23 protein-coding genes and 1 tRNA gene are annotated in these 21,684 nt (G+C 64.0%); 17 read left to right on the forward strand and 7 right to left on the reverse strand.

The features are described from left to right. Nucleotides 1–10 precede the first annotated feature (10 nt). Together ACX80W_RS01660 and ACX80W_RS01665 are read left to right on the forward strand one after the other, a co-directional pair. On the forward strand, nucleotides 11–2,554 hold the full coding sequence (locus ACX80W_RS01660; protein ID WP_459279834.1) for an MMPL family transporter: 2,544 nt from the start codon (nucleotides 11–13) through the stop codon (nucleotides 2,552–2,554). A gap of 299 nt (nucleotides 2,555–2,853) precedes the next feature. Then, the gene (locus ACX80W_RS01665; RefSeq protein WP_459279836.1) at nucleotides 2,854–4,377 is read left to right on the forward strand and encodes an APC family permease; all 1,524 of its coding nucleotides are present in this window, start codon (nucleotides 2,854–2,856) and stop codon (nucleotides 4,375–4,377) included. A gap of 261 nt (nucleotides 4,378–4,638) precedes the next feature. On the opposite strand, the gene ACX80W_RS01670 is transcribed toward ACX80W_RS01665, so the two are convergent. Both ACX80W_RS01670 and ACX80W_RS01675 read right to left on the reverse strand, forming a co-directional pair. Next, a complete protein-coding gene (locus tag ACX80W_RS01670) occupies nucleotides 4,639–6,126 on the reverse strand; it encodes a catalase (RefSeq protein WP_459279838.1) in 1,488 nt (495 codons plus the stop codon). After that, on the reverse strand, nucleotides 6,123–6,629 hold the full coding sequence (locus tag ACX80W_RS01675) for a Fur family transcriptional regulator (protein WP_459279839.1): 507 nt from the start codon (nucleotides 6,627–6,629) through the stop codon (nucleotides 6,123–6,125). Before ACX80W_RS01675 ends, ACX80W_RS01670 begins: the two co-directional genes overlap by 4 nt. Before the next feature lie 91 nt (nucleotides 6,630–6,720). Here ACX80W_RS01675 and ACX80W_RS01680 point away from each other — a divergent pair, with 91 nt between their 5' ends. Together ACX80W_RS01680 and ACX80W_RS01685 are read left to right on the forward strand one after the other, a co-directional pair. Further along, complete coding sequence (locus ACX80W_RS01680) at nucleotides 6,721–7,413, forward strand: esterase/lipase family protein (RefSeq protein ID WP_459279841.1); 693 nt, start codon at nucleotides 6,721–6,723, stop codon at nucleotides 7,411–7,413. Between the two features lie 68 nt (nucleotides 7,414–7,481). Next, entirely contained in the window at nucleotides 7,482–8,762 is a 1,281-nt protein-coding gene (locus ACX80W_RS01685) for an MFS transporter (protein ID WP_459279843.1), read from the forward strand. A gap of 97 nt (nucleotides 8,763–8,859) precedes the next feature. Here the strand turns inward: ACX80W_RS01685 and ACX80W_RS01690 are convergent, their stop codons facing one another. Further along, nucleotides 8,860–9,348 (reverse strand): YajQ family cyclic di-GMP-binding protein, encoded by a 489-nt coding sequence (locus ACX80W_RS01690; protein ID WP_120164599.1) that lies wholly within the window; start codon nucleotides 9,346–9,348, stop codon nucleotides 8,860–8,862. 223 nt (nucleotides 9,349–9,571) lie between these two features. On the opposite strand from ACX80W_RS01690, the gene ACX80W_RS01695 reads away from it, so the two are divergent. Continuing rightward, nucleotides 9,572–9,653: transfer RNA gene (locus ACX80W_RS01695), tRNA-Tyr, on the forward strand. A 65-nt stretch (nucleotides 9,654–9,718) separates the two neighbouring features. Here the strand turns inward: ACX80W_RS01695 and ACX80W_RS01700 are convergent. Beyond that, nucleotides 9,719–10,840 (reverse strand): site-specific integrase, encoded by a 1,122-nt coding sequence (locus ACX80W_RS01700; protein WP_459279845.1) that lies wholly within the window; start codon nucleotides 10,838–10,840, stop codon nucleotides 9,719–9,721. A gap of 3 nt (nucleotides 10,841–10,843) precedes the next feature. Further along, nucleotides 10,844–11,407, reverse strand: a complete 564-nt coding sequence (locus ACX80W_RS01705) for a helix-turn-helix domain-containing protein (RefSeq protein WP_459279846.1) — start codon at nucleotides 11,405–11,407, stop codon at nucleotides 10,844–10,846. A gap of 98 nt (nucleotides 11,408–11,505) precedes the next feature. Here ACX80W_RS01705 and ACX80W_RS16365 point away from each other — a divergent pair, with 98 nt between their 5' ends. The 9 genes from ACX80W_RS16365 to ACX80W_RS01745 all read left to right on the forward strand — a co-directional run bounded on the left by ACX80W_RS16365 (nucleotide 11,506) and on the right by ACX80W_RS01745 (nucleotide 15,716). Beyond that, the gene (locus tag ACX80W_RS16365) at nucleotides 11,506–11,709 is read left to right on the forward strand and encodes a helix-turn-helix transcriptional regulator (protein ID WP_525929882.1); all 204 of its coding nucleotides are present in this window, start codon (nucleotides 11,506–11,508) and stop codon (nucleotides 11,707–11,709) included. 5 nt (nucleotides 11,710–11,714) lie between these two features. Further along, nucleotides 11,715–11,864, forward strand: coding sequence for a hypothetical protein (locus tag ACX80W_RS01710; protein ID WP_459279848.1), 150 nt, complete (start codon nucleotides 11,715–11,717; stop codon nucleotides 11,862–11,864). Between the two features lie 142 nt (nucleotides 11,865–12,006). Then, on the forward strand, nucleotides 12,007–12,273 hold the full coding sequence (locus ACX80W_RS01715; protein WP_459279850.1) for a DUF3039 domain-containing protein: 267 nt from the start codon (nucleotides 12,007–12,009) through the stop codon (nucleotides 12,271–12,273). Next, on the forward strand, nucleotides 12,270–12,548 hold the full coding sequence (locus tag ACX80W_RS01720) for a hypothetical protein (RefSeq protein WP_459279852.1): 279 nt from the start codon (nucleotides 12,270–12,272) through the stop codon (nucleotides 12,546–12,548). Before ACX80W_RS01715 ends, ACX80W_RS01720 begins: the two co-directional genes overlap by 4 nt. Then, on the forward strand, nucleotides 12,535–13,608 hold the full coding sequence (locus ACX80W_RS01725; RefSeq protein ID WP_459279854.1) for an AAA family ATPase: 1,074 nt from the start codon (nucleotides 12,535–12,537) through the stop codon (nucleotides 13,606–13,608). Before ACX80W_RS01720 ends, ACX80W_RS01725 begins: the two co-directional genes overlap by 14 nt. Before the next feature lie 404 nt (nucleotides 13,609–14,012). After that, nucleotides 14,013–14,237 carry a hypothetical protein gene (locus tag ACX80W_RS01730; protein ID WP_459279855.1) on the forward strand — a complete coding sequence of 75 codons (225 nt, stop codon included), beginning with the start codon at nucleotides 14,013–14,015 and terminating at the stop codon, nucleotides 14,235–14,237. Nucleotides 14,238–14,242: 5 nt separating this feature from the next. After that, nucleotides 14,243–14,461 (forward strand): hypothetical protein, encoded by a 219-nt coding sequence (locus ACX80W_RS01735; RefSeq protein ID WP_459279856.1) that lies wholly within the window; start codon nucleotides 14,243–14,245, stop codon nucleotides 14,459–14,461. A 49-nt stretch (nucleotides 14,462–14,510) separates the two neighbouring features. Next, a complete protein-coding gene (locus ACX80W_RS01740; protein WP_459279858.1) occupies nucleotides 14,511–15,122 on the forward strand; it encodes a hypothetical protein in 612 nt (203 codons plus the stop codon). Between the two features lie 30 nt (nucleotides 15,123–15,152). Further along, the gene (locus ACX80W_RS01745; protein ID WP_459279860.1) at nucleotides 15,153–15,716 is read left to right on the forward strand and encodes a hypothetical protein; all 564 of its coding nucleotides are present in this window, start codon (nucleotides 15,153–15,155) and stop codon (nucleotides 15,714–15,716) included. A gap of 131 nt (nucleotides 15,717–15,847) precedes the next feature. Here ACX80W_RS01745 and ACX80W_RS01750 read toward each other — a convergent pair whose 3' ends face one another. Then, the gene (locus ACX80W_RS01750; RefSeq protein ID WP_459279862.1) at nucleotides 15,848–16,042 is read right to left on the reverse strand and encodes a hypothetical protein; all 195 of its coding nucleotides are present in this window, start codon (nucleotides 16,040–16,042) and stop codon (nucleotides 15,848–15,850) included. A gap of 204 nt (nucleotides 16,043–16,246) precedes the next feature. Here ACX80W_RS01750 and ACX80W_RS01755 point away from each other — a divergent pair, with 204 nt between their 5' ends. Beyond that, nucleotides 16,247–16,612 carry a phage terminase small subunit gene (locus tag ACX80W_RS01755; protein ID WP_459279864.1) on the forward strand — a complete coding sequence of 122 codons (366 nt, stop codon included), beginning with the start codon at nucleotides 16,247–16,249 and terminating at the stop codon, nucleotides 16,610–16,612. Between the two features lie 432 nt (nucleotides 16,613–17,044). Here the strand turns inward: ACX80W_RS01755 and ACX80W_RS01760 are convergent, their stop codons facing one another. Next, nucleotides 17,045–17,962: a hypothetical protein gene (locus tag ACX80W_RS01760; protein WP_459279866.1), complete on the reverse strand. Its 918-nt coding sequence runs from the start codon at nucleotides 17,960–17,962 to the stop codon at nucleotides 17,045–17,047. A gap of 89 nt (nucleotides 17,963–18,051) precedes the next feature. Here ACX80W_RS01760 and ACX80W_RS01765 point away from each other — a divergent pair, with 89 nt between their 5' ends. Both ACX80W_RS01765 and ACX80W_RS01770 read left to right on the forward strand, forming a co-directional pair. Further along, entirely contained in the window at nucleotides 18,052–21,036 is a 2,985-nt protein-coding gene (locus ACX80W_RS01765) for a phage tail tape measure protein (protein ID WP_459279868.1), read from the forward strand. A 448-nt stretch (nucleotides 21,037–21,484) separates the two neighbouring features. Further along, a complete protein-coding gene (locus tag ACX80W_RS01770; protein ID WP_459279870.1) occupies nucleotides 21,485–21,658 on the forward strand; it encodes a hypothetical protein in 174 nt (57 codons plus the stop codon). Nucleotides 21,659–21,684: the final 26 nt, after the last annotated feature.

A 21,684-nucleotide genomic window follows, 5' to 3' on the forward strand; every position in this document is an offset into this window, starting at 1 on the left:
GGACACCCTCATGGCATTTCTGCTCTACCGGCTCGGCAAGTTCGCCTACCGCAGGCGGTGGTGGGTGGTCTCCGCGTGGCTGGCCGTCATGGTGGCCGTCGGGGCCTGCGCCGTCTTCTTCTCCGGCACCCTGACCAACAATTTCTCCATCCCGGGCACCGAATCGCAGCGTGTCGCGGACCAGCTGCGCCGGGAACTGCCCGAGGCGGTTGGCGGCACGGGCACCGTGGTCTTCACGACCGGCGACGGCACCGCCTTCACGCCCGGGCAGCAGTCCGCCGTGCAGGTGTCCCTGGCGGCGGTCGCGGCCCTGGAGGGTGTCCGCTCGGTGGTCGACCCCTTCGCCGTGACCGAGCAGCTCGAAGGTGGAAAGGCCGAGCTCGACGCCGGCCGGGCCGAGCTCGCCGCCGGCGAGGAACGGCTCGCCGCGGGCCGGCAGCAGCTCGAGCAGGGCCAGCGGGACCTCGATGCCCAGCGGGACCAGCTCGCATCAGGCGCCTCCCTCCTTCCCGGTCCCGCCGTGGCCGCCGCCGAGGAACAGCTGGCGGCGGGCCAGCAGCGCCTTGACGCCAGCCGGGCCGAACTCGAAAGCGGTGCCGCGGAGCTGGAGCAGGGGCGCACCGAGCTGGAGCTTGCCGAACGCCGGCTCGAGGCCTCCTCGGGTGTCCGGCTGGTGGCCGGGGACGGCTCCGCCGCCGTCGCCAGCGTCCAGTTCGAGAAGTCAATCAACTCTGTCCACCCGGAGCTGCGCGAGGCCGTCCAGGAGGAGGCCGGGACCGCCGCCGGTGCCGGCGTCACGGTGGACTACAGCAAGGACATCGTCGAGGACGTCTCCGAAATCTTCGGCTACGCCGAGATCATCGGCCTGCTCGTCGCCGCCCTGGTCCTCGTCCTCATGCTGGGCACGCTCGTCGCCGCGGGCCTGCCGCTGTTCATGGCCGTGATCGGCGTCGGCGTCGGGGTGGGCATCACCTTCGCGCTCTCCGGGGTCATCGAGATGAACAGCATCTCCCCGGTCCTCGCGCTGATGCTGGGCCTGGCCGTGGGCATCGACTACTCGCTGTTCATCGTCAACCGGCACCGCACCCAGCTCCTTCACGGAATGGACCTTCAGGAGTCGGTCGGCAGGGCCACGGGCACCGCCGGCAATGCCGTGCTCTTCGCCGGGCTCACTGTGGTGGTGGCGCTGGCGGCGCTCGCCGTGCCCGGCCTGCCGTTCCTCACAGTTATGGGACTCTCCGCCGCGGGGACCGTCGCCGTCTCCGTCCTGGTCGCCCTGACCCTCACGCCCGCCCTGCTCGCCGTCCTCGGCCCGCGGCTCATCTCCAAGCGGGCGTGGGCCCGCAATGCCCGCCGGTCCGCGCTTGCCCCCTCCGGCGAGGACCAGCTGAACCAGGACCGGATGGCCGAGCGCGGCCGCGGCTGGGGCGGCCTTGTCACGCGGAAACCCGTCCTCACCCTCGTGGCGGGGATCGTGCTGCTCGGCGTCATCGCGGTGCCCGCGGCGCAGCTGCGGGTGGGCCTGCCCGACGGCGGCTCCGAGCCCGCCGACTCCACCGGCTTCAAGGCCTACGACACCGTCGACGAGAAGTTCGGCGAGGGCGCCAACGGTCCGCTGATCGTCGTGGGGGACATGCCCGAAACCGGGAACGCGGCCGAGCTGGCGGAACTGCAGCTCGACGTCAACGACCTGCTCGCCGAGATTCCCGACGTCGCCGCCTCCGTTCCCGCCTCGGTCAGCACCGACGGGCGCACCGCCGTCTTCCAGGTGCTCCCGGAGGAGGGCCCGGCCAGCGAATCCACCGAGGACCTCGTCCGCGCCCTGCGTGCCTCCTCCGACGGCATCGAGGACCGGACCGGGGTCTCCGTGTCGGTGACCGGCCAGACCGCGGCCAACATCGACGTCTCGGCCCGGTTGATGGAGGCCATGCCGCTGTACCTGGGCATCGTCGTCGGGCTCTCGCTCATCCTGCTCCTGCTGGTGTTCCGCTCGGTGCTCGTGCCGCTCATCGCCACCGCCGGGTTCCTCCTCTCCCTGCTGGCCAGCTTCGGGGCCACCGTGGCGATCTACCAGTGGGGCTGGTTCGGGGACCTCTTCGGCGTGACCAACCCCGGGCCCATCCTGAGTTTCCTGCCGATCATCCTGATCGGGGTGCTGTTCGGCCTCGCCATGGACTACCAGATGTTCCTCGTCTCCGGGATGCGCGAGGCCTACGTCCACGGCGGCAGCGCCCGGTCCGCGGTCCGGGTCGGGTTCAGCCACGGTGCCCGCGTTGTGACGGCCGCGGCGATCATCATGGTGTCGGTCTTCGCCGGGTTCGTGTTCTCCCACCTCACCATGGTCCGGCCGATCGGCTTCGGGCTCGCCTTCGGCGTGCTCCTCGATGCCTTCGTGGTGCGCATGACCCTCGTGCCGGCGGCGATGTACCTGCTGGGCCGCAGGGCCTGGTGGCTGCCGCGCTGGCTGGACCGCATCCTGCCCGACGTCGACGTCGAGGGGGCGAAGCTCACGGCCCGCCCGGAACCGCAGCGGGAGGCCGTGCCGGCGGCCTGACCGTCCCGGCGCCCCTTCGCACCGAACGCGCCCGAGGACGACCGCCGCGCCCCTTCGCGACCGAACGGTCCGAAAGCGACCGCCGCGCCGGATATATCCGGTCCGGCGGTCGTTTTCGCGTGTGGTGGTCGCTTTCTGGCTCGCGGACGGTCTCCGTGGCGCACCCTTAGGGACCACATAGTGGCCATCAACAACTATCTCAGTATGTGGACGGATTCCGTCCCAGCGGCTGGACCTCAATACGCTTGTGTGGGCAGTTTTCCCTTGACTGCCGCCCCCTTGTTGAAAGATGCAGGCCATTGAACCTATTGCGCACAAAGTCGATTGAGCAGTCGATAGCAGACTCCGATGAAAAGGGGCGCCGGCTCAAGCGCTCCCTGAACACGTGGGACCTCATGATCATGGGCATCGCCGTGGCCGTGGGTGCGGGGATCTTCTCCGTCGGTGCCCAGGCGGCGGCGTTCAACGCCGGCCCGGCCGTCACCATCTCCTTCGTGCTCGCCGCGATCACCTGTGCGCTGGCCATCATGTGCTACGCCGAATTCGCCACGGCCATTCCCGTCGCAGGCAGCGCCTATGTCTTCACCTACGCCACCATGGGCGAACTCGTCGCCTGGGTCATCGGCTGGAACCTCATCCTCGAGCTCCTCATGGCCGCGGCCGTCATCGCGAAGTTCTGGGGCATCTACCTCAGCGACCTGTTCGCGGTGCTCAACCTTGACGTCCCGTCGGAGATCAGCTTCTTCGGGCTGCCCCTGTACTGGGGCCCGCTGCTCATCGTGGCCATCTTCACCGCCGTGCTCGTGCTGGGCACCAAGCTCTCGGCCCGCGTGAACAGTGTCTTCACCGTCATCAAGATCGCGATCGTGCTCTTCGTGATCGTCGTGGGCTTCTTCTACGTCAGCCCCGAGAACTACACGCCGTTCGTGCCGGAATCCCAGCCGCCGGCCGACACCGGGGCCGAATGGGCCGACCAGCCCTTCCTGTCCTTCCTCTCGGGCGCCACCCCGTCGGCGTTCGGCTTCACCGGCATCATCTCCGGCGCAGCCCTCGTCTTCTTCGCCTTCATCGGCTTCGACGTCGTCGCGACCTCGGCCGAAGAAGTCAAGAACCCGAGCCGGACCCTGCCCCGCGGCATCTTCGCCGGCCTCGCCGTCGTCACCGTGCTCTACATCCTCGTGACCCTCGTGGTCACCGGCATGGTCTCCCACACCGAGCTCGGCGCCTCCGGGGCCCCGTCCCTGGCCACGGCCTTCCAGCTCGTCGGCGCCGACTGGGCCGCCGGGGTCATCTCCATCGGCAGCCTCATCGGCCTGACGACGGTCATCATGGTGCTCCTCATGGGCCTGGCCCGCGTGGTCTTCGCCCTCAGCCGTGACGGGCTCATGCCCCGCTTCCTGAGCCGCACCTCCGACAAGCGCGGTACCCCGGCCCGCACGCAGATCCTGTGCGGCGTCGTCGTCGCCCTGCTCGCCGGCTTCACCCAGGTCGAGATCCTCGCCGAGATGATCAACATCGGCACGCTGTCGGCCTTCATCATGGTCAGCGTCGGCATCCTGGTGCTGCGGCGCAAGCGCCCCGACCTGCGCCCGTCCTTCCGGGTGCCGTTCGGCAAGATCATCCCGATCCTGTCCGCGCTGCTGTGCATCTACCTGATGCTCAACCTCGCCACCATCACCTGGGTGTTCTTCGCCGCATGGCTGGTCGCCGGGTTCGCCATCTACTTCGCCTACGGCTACCGCAACTCGCGCCTGAACGCGAAGGACGGTGCGGGACAGCCCGACCCGGACGCGGACGAGATGATCGGCGCCGGGACGCGCTGACGCCTCCGTTCACGACGAACGCACCCCAAAGCGACGGGTGCACCGGAAATATCCGGTGCGCCCGTCGTTTTCGTGTGCCCTAGCCGCACTGCGGCGCCGCGGACCTGTGGATCGCTCCCCGGGAATGCCGACGGCCCCGGAGCGGCCCCCTAGGACGCGCTGGCGCCTCCGTTGAGGACAAAGACACCCCAAAACGACGAACGCACCCGGAAAACCGGGTGCGTTCGTCGTTTTCTGGCGCGTACGGCGCGAAAGGGGCTCCTAGTACAGGGCCGCTTCCGACTCCGACGCCGGGGTCTCACCGGCGCCGAGGTTGGCGCGCAGCTTGGCGCCCAGGTCGGCGTCCACATTGGTCCAGTACTGGATGGCCCGCTCGCGGATCTCGGCGCTCACGACGCCGCCGACGGCACCGGTGATCGTCTCCAGGAACCGGGCCCGGGCCGCGTCGTCGAAGACCTCGCGGTAGAGCGTGCCGGCCTGGCCGAAGTCGTCGTCCTCGGCGTGCAGCGTGTGGGCTGCGCGCACCAGGTCGCCGTCGTTCTCCCAGCCGCCGTGCGGGCCGTACAGGGCCGGGTCGGCCGCCGGGCCGCCCACCGAGTTCGGCGCGTACACCGGGGTGGAGGCGGAGTTGAAGTGGTACCGGCCCGCGCCGTCCTTCGAGTAGCTGCGCACCTCGCTCTTGGGCATGTTCACCGGCAGCTGCGCGTGGTTGGTGCCCACGCGGTAGCGGTGCGCATCGGCGTAGGAGAAGATGCGCGCCTGCAGCATGCGGTCGGGGCTGGCGGCGATGCCGGGCACGAAGTTCGACGGCGCGAAGGTGGCCTGCTCGATCTGCGCGAAGTAGTTCTCCGGGTTGCGGTTCAGGGTCAGCTTCCCGACCGGGATCAGCGGGTAGTCCGCGTGCGGCCAGACCTTGGTGAGGTCGAACGGGTTGAACCGGTAGTCCTTGGCGTCGTCGTAGGGCATGACCTGGACCTTGAGGTCCCAGCTCGGGTGGTTGCCCTTGGCGATGTTCTCGGAGAGGTCGCGCAGGTGGTGGTCGGCGTCGGAGCCGGCCAGCGCCTCGGCCTGGTCGACCGTGAGGGTCTCGTGGCCCTGGTTGGACTTGAAGTGGTACTTGACCCAGAACTTCTCGCCGGCCTCGTTGATCCACATGTAGGTGTGGGAGCCATAGCCGTTCATGGTGCGCCACGAGGCGGGCAGGCCGCGGTCGCCCATCAGCCACGTCACCTGGTGCGCCGATTCGGGGCTGAGCGTCCAGAAGTCCCACTGCATGTCCGCATCGCGCAGGTTGGTGCCGGGCAGGCGCTTCTGCGAGTGGATGAAGTCGGGGAACTTGATGCCGTCGCGGATGAAGAAGACGGGGGTGTTGTTGCCCACGAGGTCGTAGTTGCCCTCGGAGGTGTAGAACTTCAGGGCGAAGCCGCGGGGGTCGCGCCAGGTGTCGGGGGAGCCCTGCTCGCCGGCGACGGAGGAGAAGCGCAGCAGCGTCTCGGTGACGGCGCCGGTCTGGAAGAGGGCCGCCTTGGTGTACATGCTGACGTCTTCGGTGGTTTCGAAGACACCGAAGGCTCCACCGCCCTTGGCGTGGACGACGCGCTCGGGGATCCGCTCCCGGTTGAACTGGGCAAGCTTCTCGATCAGGTAGTGGTCGGTCAGCGGGATCGCTCCGTCGCGGCCGATCGCTGACGAGTTGCTGTCGTCGACGACGGGCGCCCCGGACTGCGTAGTGCTGAAATTGGCGTTCACTGTGCTCCTGTTTCTGTGGTGCTGCTGGGGTAAATCGTTGGGCCGGCGGCGGGGGCGCGGCAGTCGCCGCACAGCCCCTGGTAGAGGACGTCGGCGATCTGGATGGTCATCCCGGCCGAGCCGGGCGACCACTGCGGGGTCAGGCAGGGGGAGTGGCCGACGGCGCACTCCACGTCCTCGATCCGTCCGCAGCCCGTGCACACCGCGTGGTGGTGGTTGTCACCGACGCGGGTCTCGTATCGGGCGGGGGAGTGGGGGGTCTCGATGCGGCGCAGCAGGCCCAGGGCCGTGAGGTCGGCGAGGATGACGTACACCGACTGCACGGCGATGTGCGGCAGTTCCTGGCGCACGGCCGCGGCGGCATCGTCGGCGGTCGCATGGGGGAAGCGCTCGACGGCGGTGAGGACGGCGAGGCGCTGCCGGGTCACCCGGCGCCCGTGGCCCCGCAGCTCCTGCGACCACTGCGCCTCGCGCGCGGTGGGATGCGGAGCGGTGTCGGTCATGAAGGGAGTCAACCACTAGTTCTGAGAAATTCATAATAAGGTCCGTCTAACTTGCGTTCCGCCGCACGGCCCGGCTAGGTACGGTGAAAGAATGGATCTGTTGCGGCGGGCATGGGCCTGGACACTCGATTATGCGTACGTCGGCTTCTGGCAGGTCCACGGACTCCTCGTGCGGGACGACCCCGCGCGGTACCTTGACGCCGCGCCGGCGGAGCCTGGATCACCGGCGAAGCTGCCGGTGCTGCTGATCCCGGGTGTCTACGAACCCTGGCAGTTCCTGCGGCCCGTCGCCGCCCACTTGCACCGGGCCGGGCATCCCGTCCACGTCGTCGAGAAGCTCGGGTACAACCGGGGCAGCGTGCCGGCGATGGCCGCCCTGGCCGCGGGGTACCTCGAGGAGCGCGGCCTGGAGGACGTCGTCGTCGTCGCCCACAGCAAGGGCGGGCTGATCGGCAAGTACCTGATGACCCTGCCGGAGAGCCGGGTCAGCCGGCTCGTCGCCATCAACACGCCCTTTTCCGGGTCGATCTATGCGAACTTCTTCCTCCTGCCGAGCATCCGGGCCTTCGCCCCCCGGAACCGTACCCTGGTCTCGCTCGGCGGCAACCTCGAGGTCAATTCGCGCATCACCTCGATCTACGGGCGCTTCGACCCGCACATCCCGGGCGGCAGTTTTCTCAAGGGCGCGCGGAATATCCGGCTCGACACCATGGGCCACTTCCGCCCGATCGCGGACCGCCGGGTGCTCAAGGTCGTCGACGAGGCGCTCGCTGCCGCCGAATAGTCCCGCCGCAGGCCGTCCCCACAGGTGGTAGTTGCCGTAACGAACCACATGGCGGCTACACTTCTGGGGTGCCCAGACTCCTTGCCGACATCACGCCACTGAAGGAGAGCAGGGCCTTCCGCCGGCTCTACATCGGCACGACCCTCTCGGCCACGGGCACCCAGCTCACCCTGGTGGCCGTCAGCCTGCAGGTCTACGCCCTGACCTCCTCGAGCCTGAGCGTGGGCCTGCTCGGGTTCTTCGCGCTCGTGCCGCTGGTGGTGGCCGGGCTGTACGGCGGGGCGATCGCCGACGCCCACGACCGGCGGACGGTGGCACTGTACTCCGGGCTCGCCCTGTGGCTCACCACCATCGCCATCGCCGCCCAGGCCTGGGCCGGCCTCGACAACGTCTGGCTCCTGTACCTCCTCGTCGCGGTGCAGAGCGGTGCGGCCGGCGTCAACCAGCCCACACGCAGTTCCATCATCCCGCGGCTGGTGCGCCCCGAACTCCTCCCGGCCGCCAACGCACTCAGCATGCTCACCTTCGGGCTGGCCTTCACCGTCGGACCGCTGCTGGCCGGCGTCCTGGTGGCGCAGGTCGGCTACGCCTGGACCTACACGATCGACGCCGTCACCTTCACCGCGGCGCTGTGGGCCGTCTTCAGCCTCCCGCCCCTGCCGCCCGAGGGCCCCACCCGGCGGGCGGGGATCGCCTCCGTGCTCGAGGGGTTCCGGTTCCTCGGCACCCGCCCCAACATCCGGATGACCTTCCTCGTCGACCTCGCCGCCATGATCCTGTCCCAGCCGCGGGCGCTGCTGCCGGCCATCGGCGCCGTCCTGATCGGCGGCGGGGAATTCACCGTAGGCATCCTGCTCGCGGCGGTGGCATTCGGTTCGGTGCTGGCTGGCCTGTTCTCCGGCCCGCTGGGCAGGGTCCACCGCCAGGGCCTGGCCGTGCTGTGGTCCATCGTCGGCTGGGGTGCCTCGGTGAGCGCCTTCGGCCTCGTGGTGGTGGCGGCCGGAACCAGCGGTACCGGGGCCGGCGGCGCCGTCACCCCGTGGATCATCCCCGCCGCGCTCTGCCTCGTGCTCGCCGGCATCGCCGACTCCGTCAGTTCGGTGTTCCGCCACACCATCCTGCAGTCAGCCACCCCCGATGCGATGCGCGGGCGGCTCCAGGGGGTCTTCATCGTCGTCGTCGCGGGCGGCCCGCGCCTGGGCGACATGGTCGCCGGCGGGGGCGCCGAATGGCTGGGGGAGGGCTGGACGCCGGTGCTCGGGGGCCTCCTGTGCATCGCCCTGGTCGGGCTGCTGGCCCGGTGGCAGCCCCGCTTCGCCCGGTACGACTCGCGCACCCCCGAAGCCTGAGCCGGCCGCGCCGGCGACCTCGGCCACCGTCCGGACCGCATAAAGCACGGCGGCCCCACCCGAAGGTGGAGCCGCCGCCGACGTTCATGTATGCGTCTTAGCGCATGTTGACGAACTGAAGGTCCGCCTCGTCGAAGTTCTTCAGCAGGGCCATGGTGGCCTGCAGGTCATCGCGGGACTTGGAGCTGACCCGGAGCTCGTCGCCCTGGATCTGGGACTTGACGCCCTTGGGTGCTTCGTCGCGGATGAGCTTGTTGATCTTCTTGGCGATGTCCTGCGCGATGCCCTCCTTGATGGAGGTCTCCAGCCGGAACTCCTTGCCGGAGGGGTAGGGCTCCCCGGTGTCCAGGGACTTCAGGGAAATGCCGCGCTTGATCATCTTGGACTGCAGGACGTCGAGGACCGCGAGCACCCGCTCCTCGGAGTTCGCCTTCATGAGGATCTTCTCGCCGCTGAAGTCGACCTCGGCGCCGACGCCCTTGAAGTCGTACCGCTGGGCGATCTCCTTCTGGGCCTGGTTCAGGGCGTTGGCCACCTCCTGCTTGTCCACTTTGCTTACGACGTCGAACGTGGATTCGCTAGCCACTGTGCCTCCTTGAAGTTGGGTTTCGTTCCTGCTTCTAGCCTACTGGCATGCGGCGGGCCGCGCCCTGCCGCCGGTGCGCGCATCGAGGACGCGGTACCGACGTCCCGCGGCGGCGTCCACCGGTTTGTTGTGCGTTCTGGACGCCGATTCGATTCTGGGGCCGATGTTCTGTAAAGTTGTCTTGCCCGCGCTTGCTGCGGGTTGTCTTCATCTGGAGACGTTCGGCAGATTACCCGAGCGGCCAAAGGGGGCTGACTGTAAATCAGCTGGCACAGCCTACGGGGGTTCGAATCCCTCATCTGCCACAGCAAGGAAAGGCCCGCACTTCACTGCAACAGCAGGGGAGGGCGGGCCTTTCGCTTTCTCCAGGTCAGGTCCCTGCCCACATTTTGCCCACACTCGTCAGCGAAACAGCGTGATCCAGGGCGTCGGAAACGGCGTTGAGGTCCTCGTCGAACAGGTCTGCGTAGATGTCGAGCGTCATGGCCGCGGAACTGTGCCCCAGCATCCGCTGTACCGCCTTCACATTCGCGCCGGCCGATACGGCGAAGCTCGCCGCTGTGTGCCGCAGATCGTGCGGAGTGATGCGAGGTATGCCCGCGCGTCGGATGGCGCCTGAGAACCACCCTCCGCGGTCCTCCTGCACGCGGGTAGACCGGAGGTAGCCGCCGTCTTCACCCGGAAATACCAGGTCGTCCCGGCCCTTGTCCTCGCACTGCACGGCAAGGCGCTCAGCCAGGAACCGGGGGAACGGCACGGCACGGCGCTTATGGTTCTTCGGCGTCCCAACCGCGACGCGGCCGCCCACCTCGACGGCGTTCTCCTCGACGTTGATACGCCGCTTCAGCATGTCTAGGTGCCGCACCCGCAGGCCCACAGCCTCACCCCAGCGCAGCCCGCAGTAGGCCAGAACAAGCACAAGCGTCCCGTACTTGGCCTCTGCTGCAAGCGCGTGCACCTGCTCGTGCGACAGGTAGACGTGGGGTTTCCGCCCTTTGCGGGGAAGGTCTACGCCTCGAGCGGGATTGGACAGGATCCGCCGATCGTCGACAGCATCGTCCAGCACCGCAGCGAGGACCCCGTATGCCCGAATGACAACCGTCGCCGACTTCGGCTTGCGCTCGCCGTCTCCCCGCGTCAGGTCAGCAATCCATTGCTGCACCGCGGTCTTGCGAATTTCTGAAACCGGTTGGTCTCCCCAAGTGGGCAAGACATGATTTCGAAGAGCGGCTTCCACCGGACGGTAAGAGGACGGCTTGAGGTGAGTTTGCCTGGTCAACCACTCAGGGCCCAGCTGCGCGATGGTCACCCGCCCAGACGTGACGTCGATGAATTCGCCTTTCAGCTTGGAGACTTCGACCGACGCCGCAAAAGCTTCAGCATCCCGCTTAGTCCGGAACCCGCGCTTATCAGTTTGCTTGCGTTCCGGCGTCCTGTAGCGCACTCGATAGCGCTTACCGCCGGCCGTCTCATAGGACTCGATCGTCGCCAAGATCTACTTACCACCCTCAGGCGATTGCGTATCCATGCCAAGCGCCTTCATCTTCTTCTTGGCATCGTCGATCTTCTGACTAATCTCTGCCACCGAAGCATCGGATTCGGGACTTCCACCGCGCTGCTCAATCAGCAGCTTGGCCAGCCGCAGATGGTCGGTCAGAGTGTCGAGCAAGCAGATGTTGCTGATCATCAGCTGTGTTACCAGCATGCTCGGTGAATCGTCCTCGGTGCGTCGGTAAACCCGATCCGGATCATCCATCAACCACCACCTGACAGCTTGGTGAGTAGGTAGAACCCCATCGTCTCCTGCTAGGGCCAGTGATTTGTAGGGCGCTTGTATCGGCATCGCCAATGCGACGGGATTGATGTCCAGCGCCCAGGAGAGGGCAATGAGCTGGTCGACGCTCACCTCGGTCTTCCTACCGCTTTCAAAGTTTGCTATGACCGAGCGTGAAATCTCTCCACCTGTCCGGTGGCTCAACTGCTGGGCACTGAGTCCAGCCAGCTTGCGGTACTTGCTTAGTCGCTCTCCGAAGCCCACACTGCTCTTAATCGATGTCATATTGACACATTACATTGAGACTTGACACAAGTCAATCACAAGAGTATTATTTCGTTTAGACACAATAGTGTTGAAAATGACACAGCATTGAGGAGGGGATGGGCTTGGAAGAAAACAAGTTGCTCAAGCCGCTCGAGCTAGCGAAGTGGCTAGGGACAAGTGAAGGCGCGTTGGCCCAGATGCGATACATGGGGAACGGCCCTCGCTTCGTCAAGCTCGGGGGAAAGTCAGTGCGGTACCTGGAATCTGATGTCTTGGAGTGGCTATCTGCACACACCCGTCAGCAAACCGGCGCTGCCTGATGGCAATGGTGGAGAGCGCCGGCGGCGCCGCCTCTATCGACATAGTCGCCGAAACTCCGGGGAGCGTGTCGTTCAATTTGGCGGACGGGACCGTGCAGTTCTACCGAGTGGCCGATCTGATGAAAGCGCTCGAAGACGAGGGGGTTCTCGACTGAAAGTACATCCGGGAAACGCTTTACACAGCCATGTCTGTCCCTGCGTGGGGCACAAAAAAGAAGCTCCGATACCCCGTCGCCAAACCAGGTATCGAAGCTTCCAAAGTGAATTCATCCGGTCTCAAACAGAAGGAATAGCACCTTGTTCTCTACAACTAGTGTACCTGACGCGTCCTCAATCTCGGTACTCGATAGCGGGGATTTTCCTGTCGTCAACCACCGCATCCGTAAGGATCTCATCACCCGCTCAATTGTGGAAGGCGTAAGAGTCCCAGCCCTGTGCGGCGAGCACGTTCAGGTGTATTCCAGAGGATCCGGTCGGCTCACCCAGGCAACCCGCGGCGTCCTCGTCCTGTGTCCCATGTGTGAGCACATGCTCACGATGCGTCCCGCCGGCGGTGCGGCATGATTCAAGTCGTCCTCGAACTGGACCTCGCCGACTACCCGTCAGACAACGGGCGGACCTTCGATTACCAGAAATTCCACCGATCCAATTTCGATCAGGTGTCGAGGCTGAACCCCGGCGCTCATATTCGCCTCCGGGTCGGCCGATACTCGCCCTGGCCGATGACCGACCACACGTGGATGCGAAGTGACCTGATCTGGCAGATCACCGCCAAAGATGCCTACGCCCTCGACGAGTGGCAGAGCACCCTTGAAGGGACAACACTTGACCAATTCTGAGCCGCACTCCGCCCCAACGATGCTGCAGGGGATGGTCAGTGCCGAGTGGCTGATGCAACAGCGCTTTCCACCGACGGAGTACGTCGTCCCGGGAGTCATCCCGGAGGGGCTTACGCTCCTCGTGGCTGCCCCCAAGATTGGGAAGTCGTGGCTGGTCCTTGGACTAGGTGTTGCCTGCGCGTCAGGCACCTACGCCTTTGGTCACATCAAAGTTGACCAGCGGCCCGTCCTCTACCTCGCGCTTGAGGACGGGCACCGACGACTGCAGTCGCGGCTGTTGTCACTCAACGTCGGCCCACCTCCCGCACAGCTCCACTTCCTGACCAACGTCCCCGAGGGGCGGATGCTCGAGACCATTTCGGAATTCATGGCGGCACACCGGGATCAGGCCCCGCTGGTCGTTCTCGACACCCTCGGCAAAGCTATGCCGCCGGCGTTCGGGAATGAAACCCAGTACAGCCGCGACTACCGGGTTACTGGGGCGCTCAAAGGTCTCGCTGATGCGGTGCCAGGGGCGAGCTTGATTCTGGTCCACCACACCCGCAAGAGCGAAGGGACGGACTTCCTCGACGCGGTCAGTGGAACCCAGGGGATCGCGGGGGCTGCCGACACCATCGCCGTCCTGCACCGTGACCGGAACGAGCATGGGGCCATCCTCAAAGTCACCAGCCGGGATGCCAGAGAGGGAGAGTACGCGCTGATACTCGACGGCAACGGAACGTGGGAGCTCAATGGGTCGAGCTTGGAGGAAGCTGCCGCCGCGGCTGGGACACAGCAGAACATCTCGGGAGTCGGGGACCGTATGGCGGAACTGATCAGCACGGTCAACAAGTACCCGGAAGGACTAACCCCCAGGGACCTCGCGTCACTGCTGCACATGGAGGAGAACCAGGTGCGGACCTACCTGAAGCGGGCCTATGACTCCGGGCGGATTGACCGGCCGAAACGAGGCCAGTACACCCCTGTTACTTCTGTAACAAGTGTTACTTCCCTGCCTGAACTCTTCGAAAGCAACACAAATGACAGAAGTAACACCCCTCTTACTGGGGACGCAGCATGACTGGGGCAGATCGCAACGAAGGGGTTAATCGAGGGGGAACTTCTGCCTCCGCCGATGAACCTTCCCTCGAAGACCTGATCTATTTTCACCGGACCCAAGCTCGGTTCTGGAAGGACCTTGCCCTCCGCTACCACCAGCGACTCATAGCGCTCACCTACAACGAGCCTGAGTCGGATCGACATAAGCGGATCCGATACCAGGACCGCACAGGCGACACCGCCGCAACTAACGCAGACCGAAAAAAGGGAAGTGACCGCCGTGGCTTATGAATGGACCCAGCGACAGATTGAGCGACAGCCCATCGAGGTGCAGTTCGCCATCTACCGGGAGAAATACCTGCACCAGTGCGACCAGACCAGTTACTGGAAAGCTCGGGCCCTTGCAGTCGCGAAGGAGAGTGGACAGTGAACACAGCACCAGAGGTCGCAATCACGTTCCGCCTCATCCTCGCGGCCGGGCAGATGAACACCGCCGCGTGGGAACGCATCGCTCAGGAAATCGAAGCAAGCAAAAACGCTCAGCTCGCCGGCAACATCATTTTCAATCTCGCCAAAACCGCGGCCAACTCCATACGGGCGCAATACCCCGAGACCTGGGAAGCAACCCTCAAGCACGGAATCAGGGGATAGGGACCATGTTCGTCTCACGAGTGAGCATGTACGAGCAGAACGTCATGGATAGCACGAAGCTCAGGATTGATCCGGCGCTGCTCACCAATCTGGCCGGGGGATACGAGCGGGGCGTCGTGCTTTTCAGCGGTACCTGCGTCCGAAATGTCATTCCCGAGGATGAGGCATACCGGCTCGCCAGTCAGATCATCGACGCAATCGAACACCACAAGACCAACGCGTGACGAAGCAGATCCCAGCAAATCAAACGCACACAACACAGGAGATAGTCCCTTGAGAATCAACAACGCACCCACCAACGCGCACCAGGAAAAGGCCCTCAAGCTGCGCGGCGAATACCAGCAGTGGGTTGAAAACATCCGCGCAGACCGGACCCTCTCACCTGAGGGCAAGGCGCAGCAGATCGCCCGCCACTACCTCGAACTCAAACCCCAGCTCGAGCGCCTGCAGGCAGAGCAGAACGCTGCACAGGAAACCCGCCTCAAGAACCTCCGCCGGGAACTGTTCGGGATGCCAGGCACCGCGGACAGCCATACGGCCATCGCCTATCGGGACGCTATGGACCGGGCTGCACGTATCACCGACGAAGACGAAGCCGCCCGCCTGCTCGGCATGGCTGAGATGTCGGGGGATACCTGGCTCGCTAAGGCCATCGCCGCACGCGGGTTCCAGGACGGTTGGAACGGCGTAGTGAACGCTTACGCGGATCAGTACCCCGCCAGCACCAGCAAGTTCCAGGAACTCGCCGACCTCGAAGCGTCAGGCGGCAGCAGCGCGTCAATGGCGCGGCTCCTGGGTGAGGCGATGACGTACAACGTGGACAAGCCCCACGAGCTCATCGGCTACCACACCGACGAAGCAATCTCAGCAGTAGCAGCAAGCTAACCCCCAAACCAACCTAAGGACTACAGACCCATGAGCCTCACTGAAACCGCCGACCTCCGCCGGGCCCAGCAGATCCAGTCGCAGTTTGTCGACACTCTCCAGCAGATCCGAAACGACGAACACCTCACCCCCGAGGGTAAGAAGGAACGCATCGCCGCCGAGTACCAGAGCGTCTCCAACGCTATCGGCACGATCAAGGATTCATTCAAGAACGCGAAGAACCTGCGAACCCATGTACTCCGACGTGACCTGTTCGGCAGCACGGCAACCGACCCGCAGACTGCCATTAGCTTCCGCGACGCTCAGACCCGCGTTGCTGAACTGGGACAGTTCGATCAGGAGAAGGCGCTGCAGCTCCTCGACCAGGCCGAGCTAGCCAATGACACGGTCATGGTCAAGACGCTCATGCAGAAGGCCATCGACCTCTCCTGGAATCAGGTGGCCGACCGCTACGCCGAGCGCCACCCACAGTACGCAGCACAGCTCAAGGAACTGCTGTCACTGCAGACGCCTAACGGGATCTTCACGAACAAGGAGTCATGGGAGCGCGGCGTCGCTCTCAACCTTCAGAAGCCCGAAGAACTCGGCTTCTAAAGCCGATACCTAGGGGGGATACCCCTCTCACGCAAACGCCCCGTACCTCTGGGGCTAGGCAATATCTCTCCCCGTGATTTTTTTCCCAATGTTGGTGCCCCCGGATTGAACTCGGGGGCACCAACGATGCGTCACCCGATGTCCTGGACTGCTGACTGCTCGAACCATCGGACCTCGTGTGTCTCGCTGAAGTAGACCGGAACGAAGTGAATGTTCCAACCATCAGTGGTGTGGAACATCTTCGTGTTCCCGCCGTAGGTTTCAACGGCACGGGTACCTACCAACCCCGTCCCAACGATCCGAACTTTCGCGCGTGTGTCGCTCATTGTGTTGCTCCCTCTCGTCGATTGATTGCAACCCATTGTTGGGACGCATCCTGCACCTATTGGGGGACCCCGTAGGGTGTCGCCCGCTCGACGCCAAGCGTCATACCCCCAGGGGGCAGACCCAAAGGGGGGACGACACCAGACCGCCGGTGAGGTCGCCCGGATGTTTGGCAAGCAGATAGACCCAACTGAAAGAGAGAGAACATGCCTGGACCGAAGGCGAACCCGACTAAGCCGAACTCGCGGCATCGCGGCACTGGTGCGCGTTCCGGGCTGATTGAGCTACCCGCTGGGGGCTGTGAGCTGAAGATTCCCAGCCTGCCAAAAATGCGCGAATGGTCGAAGGAAGAACGCAGTTTATGGAGGAATTTGTGGAAAAGTCCGCAGGCAAATGAATGGGATGACTCCTACATCGCCGCAGTAGCCGCCTATATCTGTCACGCCGTCGCTGTCTATGCCGGGACTGCTAGCGCGTGGCAGGCGCAGGAGATGAGGCACCTTGGGGGGCAGTTGGGGCTAACCCCGGCGGGGATGTTGGCCCTTGGTTGGGTGGTGCGGCATGAGCAGTAGGAGGGCGCAACGGGCGGCCGGTAAACAGGCGCCTAGAGGTGTGCCGCCGGAATTGCTTATGGAGTGCGTGCCTGGCGGCTTCTGGGATAACCGGGCACAAGTTGAGGCGTGGCTGTCATTGCACGGACTCCCAGACGCACCTGAGAGCTACTACAAGCTTCCTCCGGGCCTCCGGCAGTGGTGCATCGTGGCGTGGGCGCAACGCCAGGGGCTGGTGAACAAATGGGCAAACGTCGACAAAACGAACCTTCGGGAGATGGGCATTACCTTCGGTCCGGGGAGCTACTACGTGAGGGGGCGCCACTCCCACATGTTCTCGCATATCGAACTGAACCGATGGAGAGTCGCCGAGTGCGGAAAGTAGGGCTCGTCCGCCATAGCTGAACGAGATGGGCAGAGTCTCTACACTCAGAGCCCGACAGAATTTTTTCCTTAACGTGGTCTGAAGATGACAAGTTCTCCTTCGGGGTAGAAAGCAATGATTCGCACTTCGTACTCGTCCGCGATGCCTTCCAAGGCCTGGCTGAAAGCCCGAATCTCCGATTGTCCACCGGAAAGCATGGTCACCTGAAATGAAATCCCGTCCATTGGTAAAACTTTAATGACGACCCCAGTTCGATCACTTGCCACTTGAATCTCGTCGAGGACTCTAACCACTTCATTTTGGGGCCAGGGCGCAAGTTTTTCGCTGGCGGCCTGATTACCTATCGAAGGCAGCCCCAAATTATCGAGTTTCGCCATGAGAAGGTCCATTCTCGCCGCAATAGGATCAGTTGTTGGGAGGGTCTGCTCCGCCCGCTGAGTCAACCCGAAATAGGACCACATCGAATTCTTGCCGTCCTGTCCTTCACCGGCGTGTTTGACATGCTTCGCAAGCGAATTTCGTTGCTCATCGATGATCCAAGACGCGATGGAAGCGTCATAGAAGTGCGTGTTGATCATGTTCGTGTCGAAGGGGAGCCCGGTAAGCCCATCGCTGACCAGTGCAACAGGACGGTCTAGGGCCGTCCGAATACCAAGTTCGAAAAAGACGTTGGGGTTCTGATCGCTTACGTCACACAGGACTAAGTCGGCGCGCTCCAAGTTCTTGATGATCTCAGCTTGGATCATGTCGGAACCCTTCATTATCGGGACGATCGCATGGTAGCCCGCCGCCTCAACTGCTGGGACGAAAAGTTGTTCGAGCACGTGAATGAAGTGGCGCGGGTCACCGTATCGCTTCGCAGCCTCCTCGCTGGTGGTGAGGGGCATGGCGATGAAACATGTTGCGGTCGACATGTACATAGAGTCCCACATCATCGCGTAGATCGAAATGCCGTGGAGATATGGCATCCAAGCTAATACCTCCATTGCACACTTCCCGTTCAAAGCTTGTGACACCTGAATCACCCAAAGGCTGGCTTGATGGCTGGCCACTTTTCGTTTAAGGAGATAAACAGATGGCCGATAGAAGCATCAGCATCCGGCTAGGTGTGAACGTAGCCGGATTTCAGGCTGGTATGCGTACCGCTCAGAGGGCGGCCCAGGATTTCGGGTCGCAGACTGAGAAGTTCGCGCAGAAGAATCGGCAGTCGCTCGAGCAGGTTGGGGCGGCTGGGCTCGGTATGGGCGCGGCTCTCGGCGGCGGGCTTGCACTGGCGGTGACGAAGTATGCCGGCTTCGACAAAGCCCTCAGCGGGATCCAGGCGGCAACCCACGCCACCGAGGCCGATATGGCGAGCCTGAGAGACGTAGCGGTGCAGGCGGGGGCTGACACGGCGTATTCCGCTGAGGAAGCCGCTAAGGGCATCGAGGAAATGGCGAAAGCCGGAGTCTCGACCGCTGACATCATCAGTGGGGGACTCGACGGCGCTCTAGCACTGGCGGCAGCGGGAGCACTCGACGTCGGGCAGGCCGCCGAGCTGGCAAGTAGTGCCATGACGCAGTTCGGGCTGTCGGGTCAGGACATCCCCCACATCGCTGACCTGTTGGCCGCGGGGGCCGGTAAGGCTCAAGGGTCTGTTGAAGATATGGGTATGGCGCTGAAGCAGGCTGGGCTAGTCGCTGACCAGGCTGGGCTAACCATCGAAGAAACCACCGGTGGACTCGCTGCGTTCGCTTCGGCGGGGCTCACAGGGGCCGACTCGGGAACCTCATTCAAGTCAATGCTGCAACGCCTCACCCCGCAGTCTAAAGAGGCAGCTACAGCAATGGCTGAGCTCGGGATCAGCGCTTACGACTCCCAGGGCAATTTCGTGGGGCTCTCAGAGTTCGCAGGGCAGCTCAAGGATTCAATGTCTGGGCTCACCACCGAACAGCGCAACGCCGCAATGTCGACCATCTTTGGATCCGATGCAGTCAGGGCCGCCGCGGTGCTATACGAAAACGGGGCCGAAGGTGTCCAGAAGTGGGAAGACGCCGTTTCGGACTCGGGGTATGCCGCCGAAACCGCTGCGCTACTCACTGACAACCTCGCCGGCGACCTCGAACGGCTCGGGGGATCGTTCGACACGGTATTCCTCAAATCAGGATCCGGTGCCAACGACGCACTCCGCGGACTCGTGCAGAACCTCGAGGACGTAGTCGACAAAGTGGGGCAGGTTCCAGAACCGGTCCTCAACGGGGTTGCCGCCGTTGCAGGGCTCACCGGCGGTGCGCTGCTTCTGGGTGGCGCGTTCATAACCGTAGTTCCCCGCATCGCGGACACCGTTGGCGCGTTCCGTGACCTCAAAACCCAGACGCCAGGTGCAACATCGGCGGTGGGGAAGCTGGGCAGGGCGGCAGGGATGGCCGCTGTCGCTTTAGTGGCCCTTGAAGCCGCCTCCCGTCTCGCTGGAACCGGAATGGATGAGATTGGTTCGAGTGAAGAGTTCCGTTCGGCTATCCAGCAGTTGAGTGGTGATGCAGACGCTGGCGCAGCATCATTGAACCGCCTCGCCACAGTGTCCGGATCCTCCCTTACAAAGGTGGATGGTCTTGGATCGGCCCTAAAGACGGTTGATCTGAATGGTTTCCTCAAAGGCCTAGATTTCGTTGGCTCGGGCTTCGGCGTCTTCGACACCGAAGTCGGTCTGGCGCAGGAAGTGCTCAAGACCTTCGATCAGTCGCTCGAGGATCTCGTTACAAGCGGGAACCTTGAGGGGGCTGCTACCGGCTTCCGGCAGGCCGTCGCCGAGGGTGAGAAAGTCGGTCAGAGCATGGACAAAGTCGCTGAGTCTTTCCCGGGCTACATCGACGGGCTCCGGGAGATCGAAAACGCCGCGGGCGTGACCTTGACCCAGGAGGAGCGACTGAACTGGGCTATGGGTGAGACCCCGGCGAAGATGGAGGCGGCTGCGGCTGCGGCTGATCTTGCGGGCGGGGCGATCACTGGTGTTGGTACTGCTGCTGCTGGTGCCGCTGAGCTGACTGAGTCTGTGAACGAGGCGCTTGCTGAACTTGGCGTTTCCGCTGACGGCGCTGTGGTGTCGTTCGACGCGTTCCTACAGGCCCTGTTTGATGCGGGCTTGGCGGCCCAGTCCGCCCGCTCCGCAACGGCTTCCTACGAGGAAGCTATCGACTCGGCGAAGGCTATGGCTGACGAGTTGGCGGCGGGCACTATCGCGTTGGGTGACGTACTGAATGCGAACGCGTCCGACTTCAACCTGTCCACGGAGGTGGGCCGTGCAGCTAACGCCGCGTTCCAGGCGGTGGCTAGTCAGGGCATGGCGATGATTGAGGCAAAGGCCCTTGACGGGATGGGGCAGCCCGAGCTGCAGGCGCAGCTCCGGGGGACGTACAACTCTCTCATCACCGCGCTCGGTGGGATGAACATAACGGGTGCTGCGGCTGATGCGCTGGCGCGCGATGTGCTGGGCATCCCGGATAACGCCAACATCGATACGTGGATGTCGGATGAGGCTAAGCGTATGGCGCAGGAAACTACGGGCGCCATCAACGCTATCCCGTCTTACAAGCGGGTGGATGTCGACTACGTGAACACGACCACGAACATTGTGAAGTCAATCCATGACTCGTCCCACATTGCGGAGGGCCCGGGTGGTCGTGGCGGAATGACGAGGGCGACCGGTGGTGCGGTGTATGGGCCGGGCACTGGTACGTCGGATAGCATCCCGGCTCGCCTGTCGAATGGTGAGCATGTTCTGACTGCCCGTGAGGTGCAGGCGATGGGCGGCCAGGCGGCCGTGTACGGGTTCCGGTCACGGTTGAGGTCGGGTGCGCAGGGGTTCGCTGAGGGCGGGGCTGTAATGCGGTCCCGGTCTGTTGGTGGCGGCAGCTCGATCTTGGGTGTGCCGGCTACTGCGTCGGGGCCGATGGAGATGACGGGGACCCTTGTCATGGACTCCGGCGAAGTCCTCGGGACGTTCCGGGGCATCGCTACTAACGCGGCGCACCAGGTCATTGGTGCTGCCGGCCGGGATATTCGAAGGGGGGCGTCTGTATGAGCGTTGTGACGCGTACGAATAGGGCGACGAATCCTTCGCTGTTGTCTGTTGCGACTGGTTGGGCTTCGGTTGCGGGCACGGGCGGCCTGCGTGACCGTCCTTTGCGGCTTGTTGTGGGCGTCCACGGGGCCGACGCCTATTTTGATGACCGGGTCGGCGCTGGTATCCGTACGAGTATGAGGGGGCCTGATGTCGACTGGCACACCTTCCCCGGCGGCTGACCTCACCTCTAGGTGATCGCATGAGGCCCCACTGAAGGCCTTCTGAGTGGGGCCTCATGCGACAAGCTCAGACTTTCGAAGCAGTACCACAAGAGACGCGGTGCAAGTAACCCACCTAGCCAATCATTCCCAATGAACAAACTTGCTATAGACTTCTGACAGCTCTACCGTCAAGTTGCGGTCTTGGCTATTATGGGGTATAAGCGAAAACTGTGGAGGAAATTCGCATGGAAAACGACAAAGAGTACGCGCTGGACCAGCGCGAAATCGAGGGAGTCTTCGCACGACTGGGGCTTAGCGGCTATGCGGATCGAGTTCGTTTCGCTGAACCTGCCGGTGCGGCCCGAGCAAGTGGATACGACGTGGTATTCAGCAGTACCTCCAATCCGTTCGCGGCGTAATGCCCAGTTGGTCTCACATACGAACT

Source organism: Arthrobacter melezitosi (assembly GCF_054511055.1).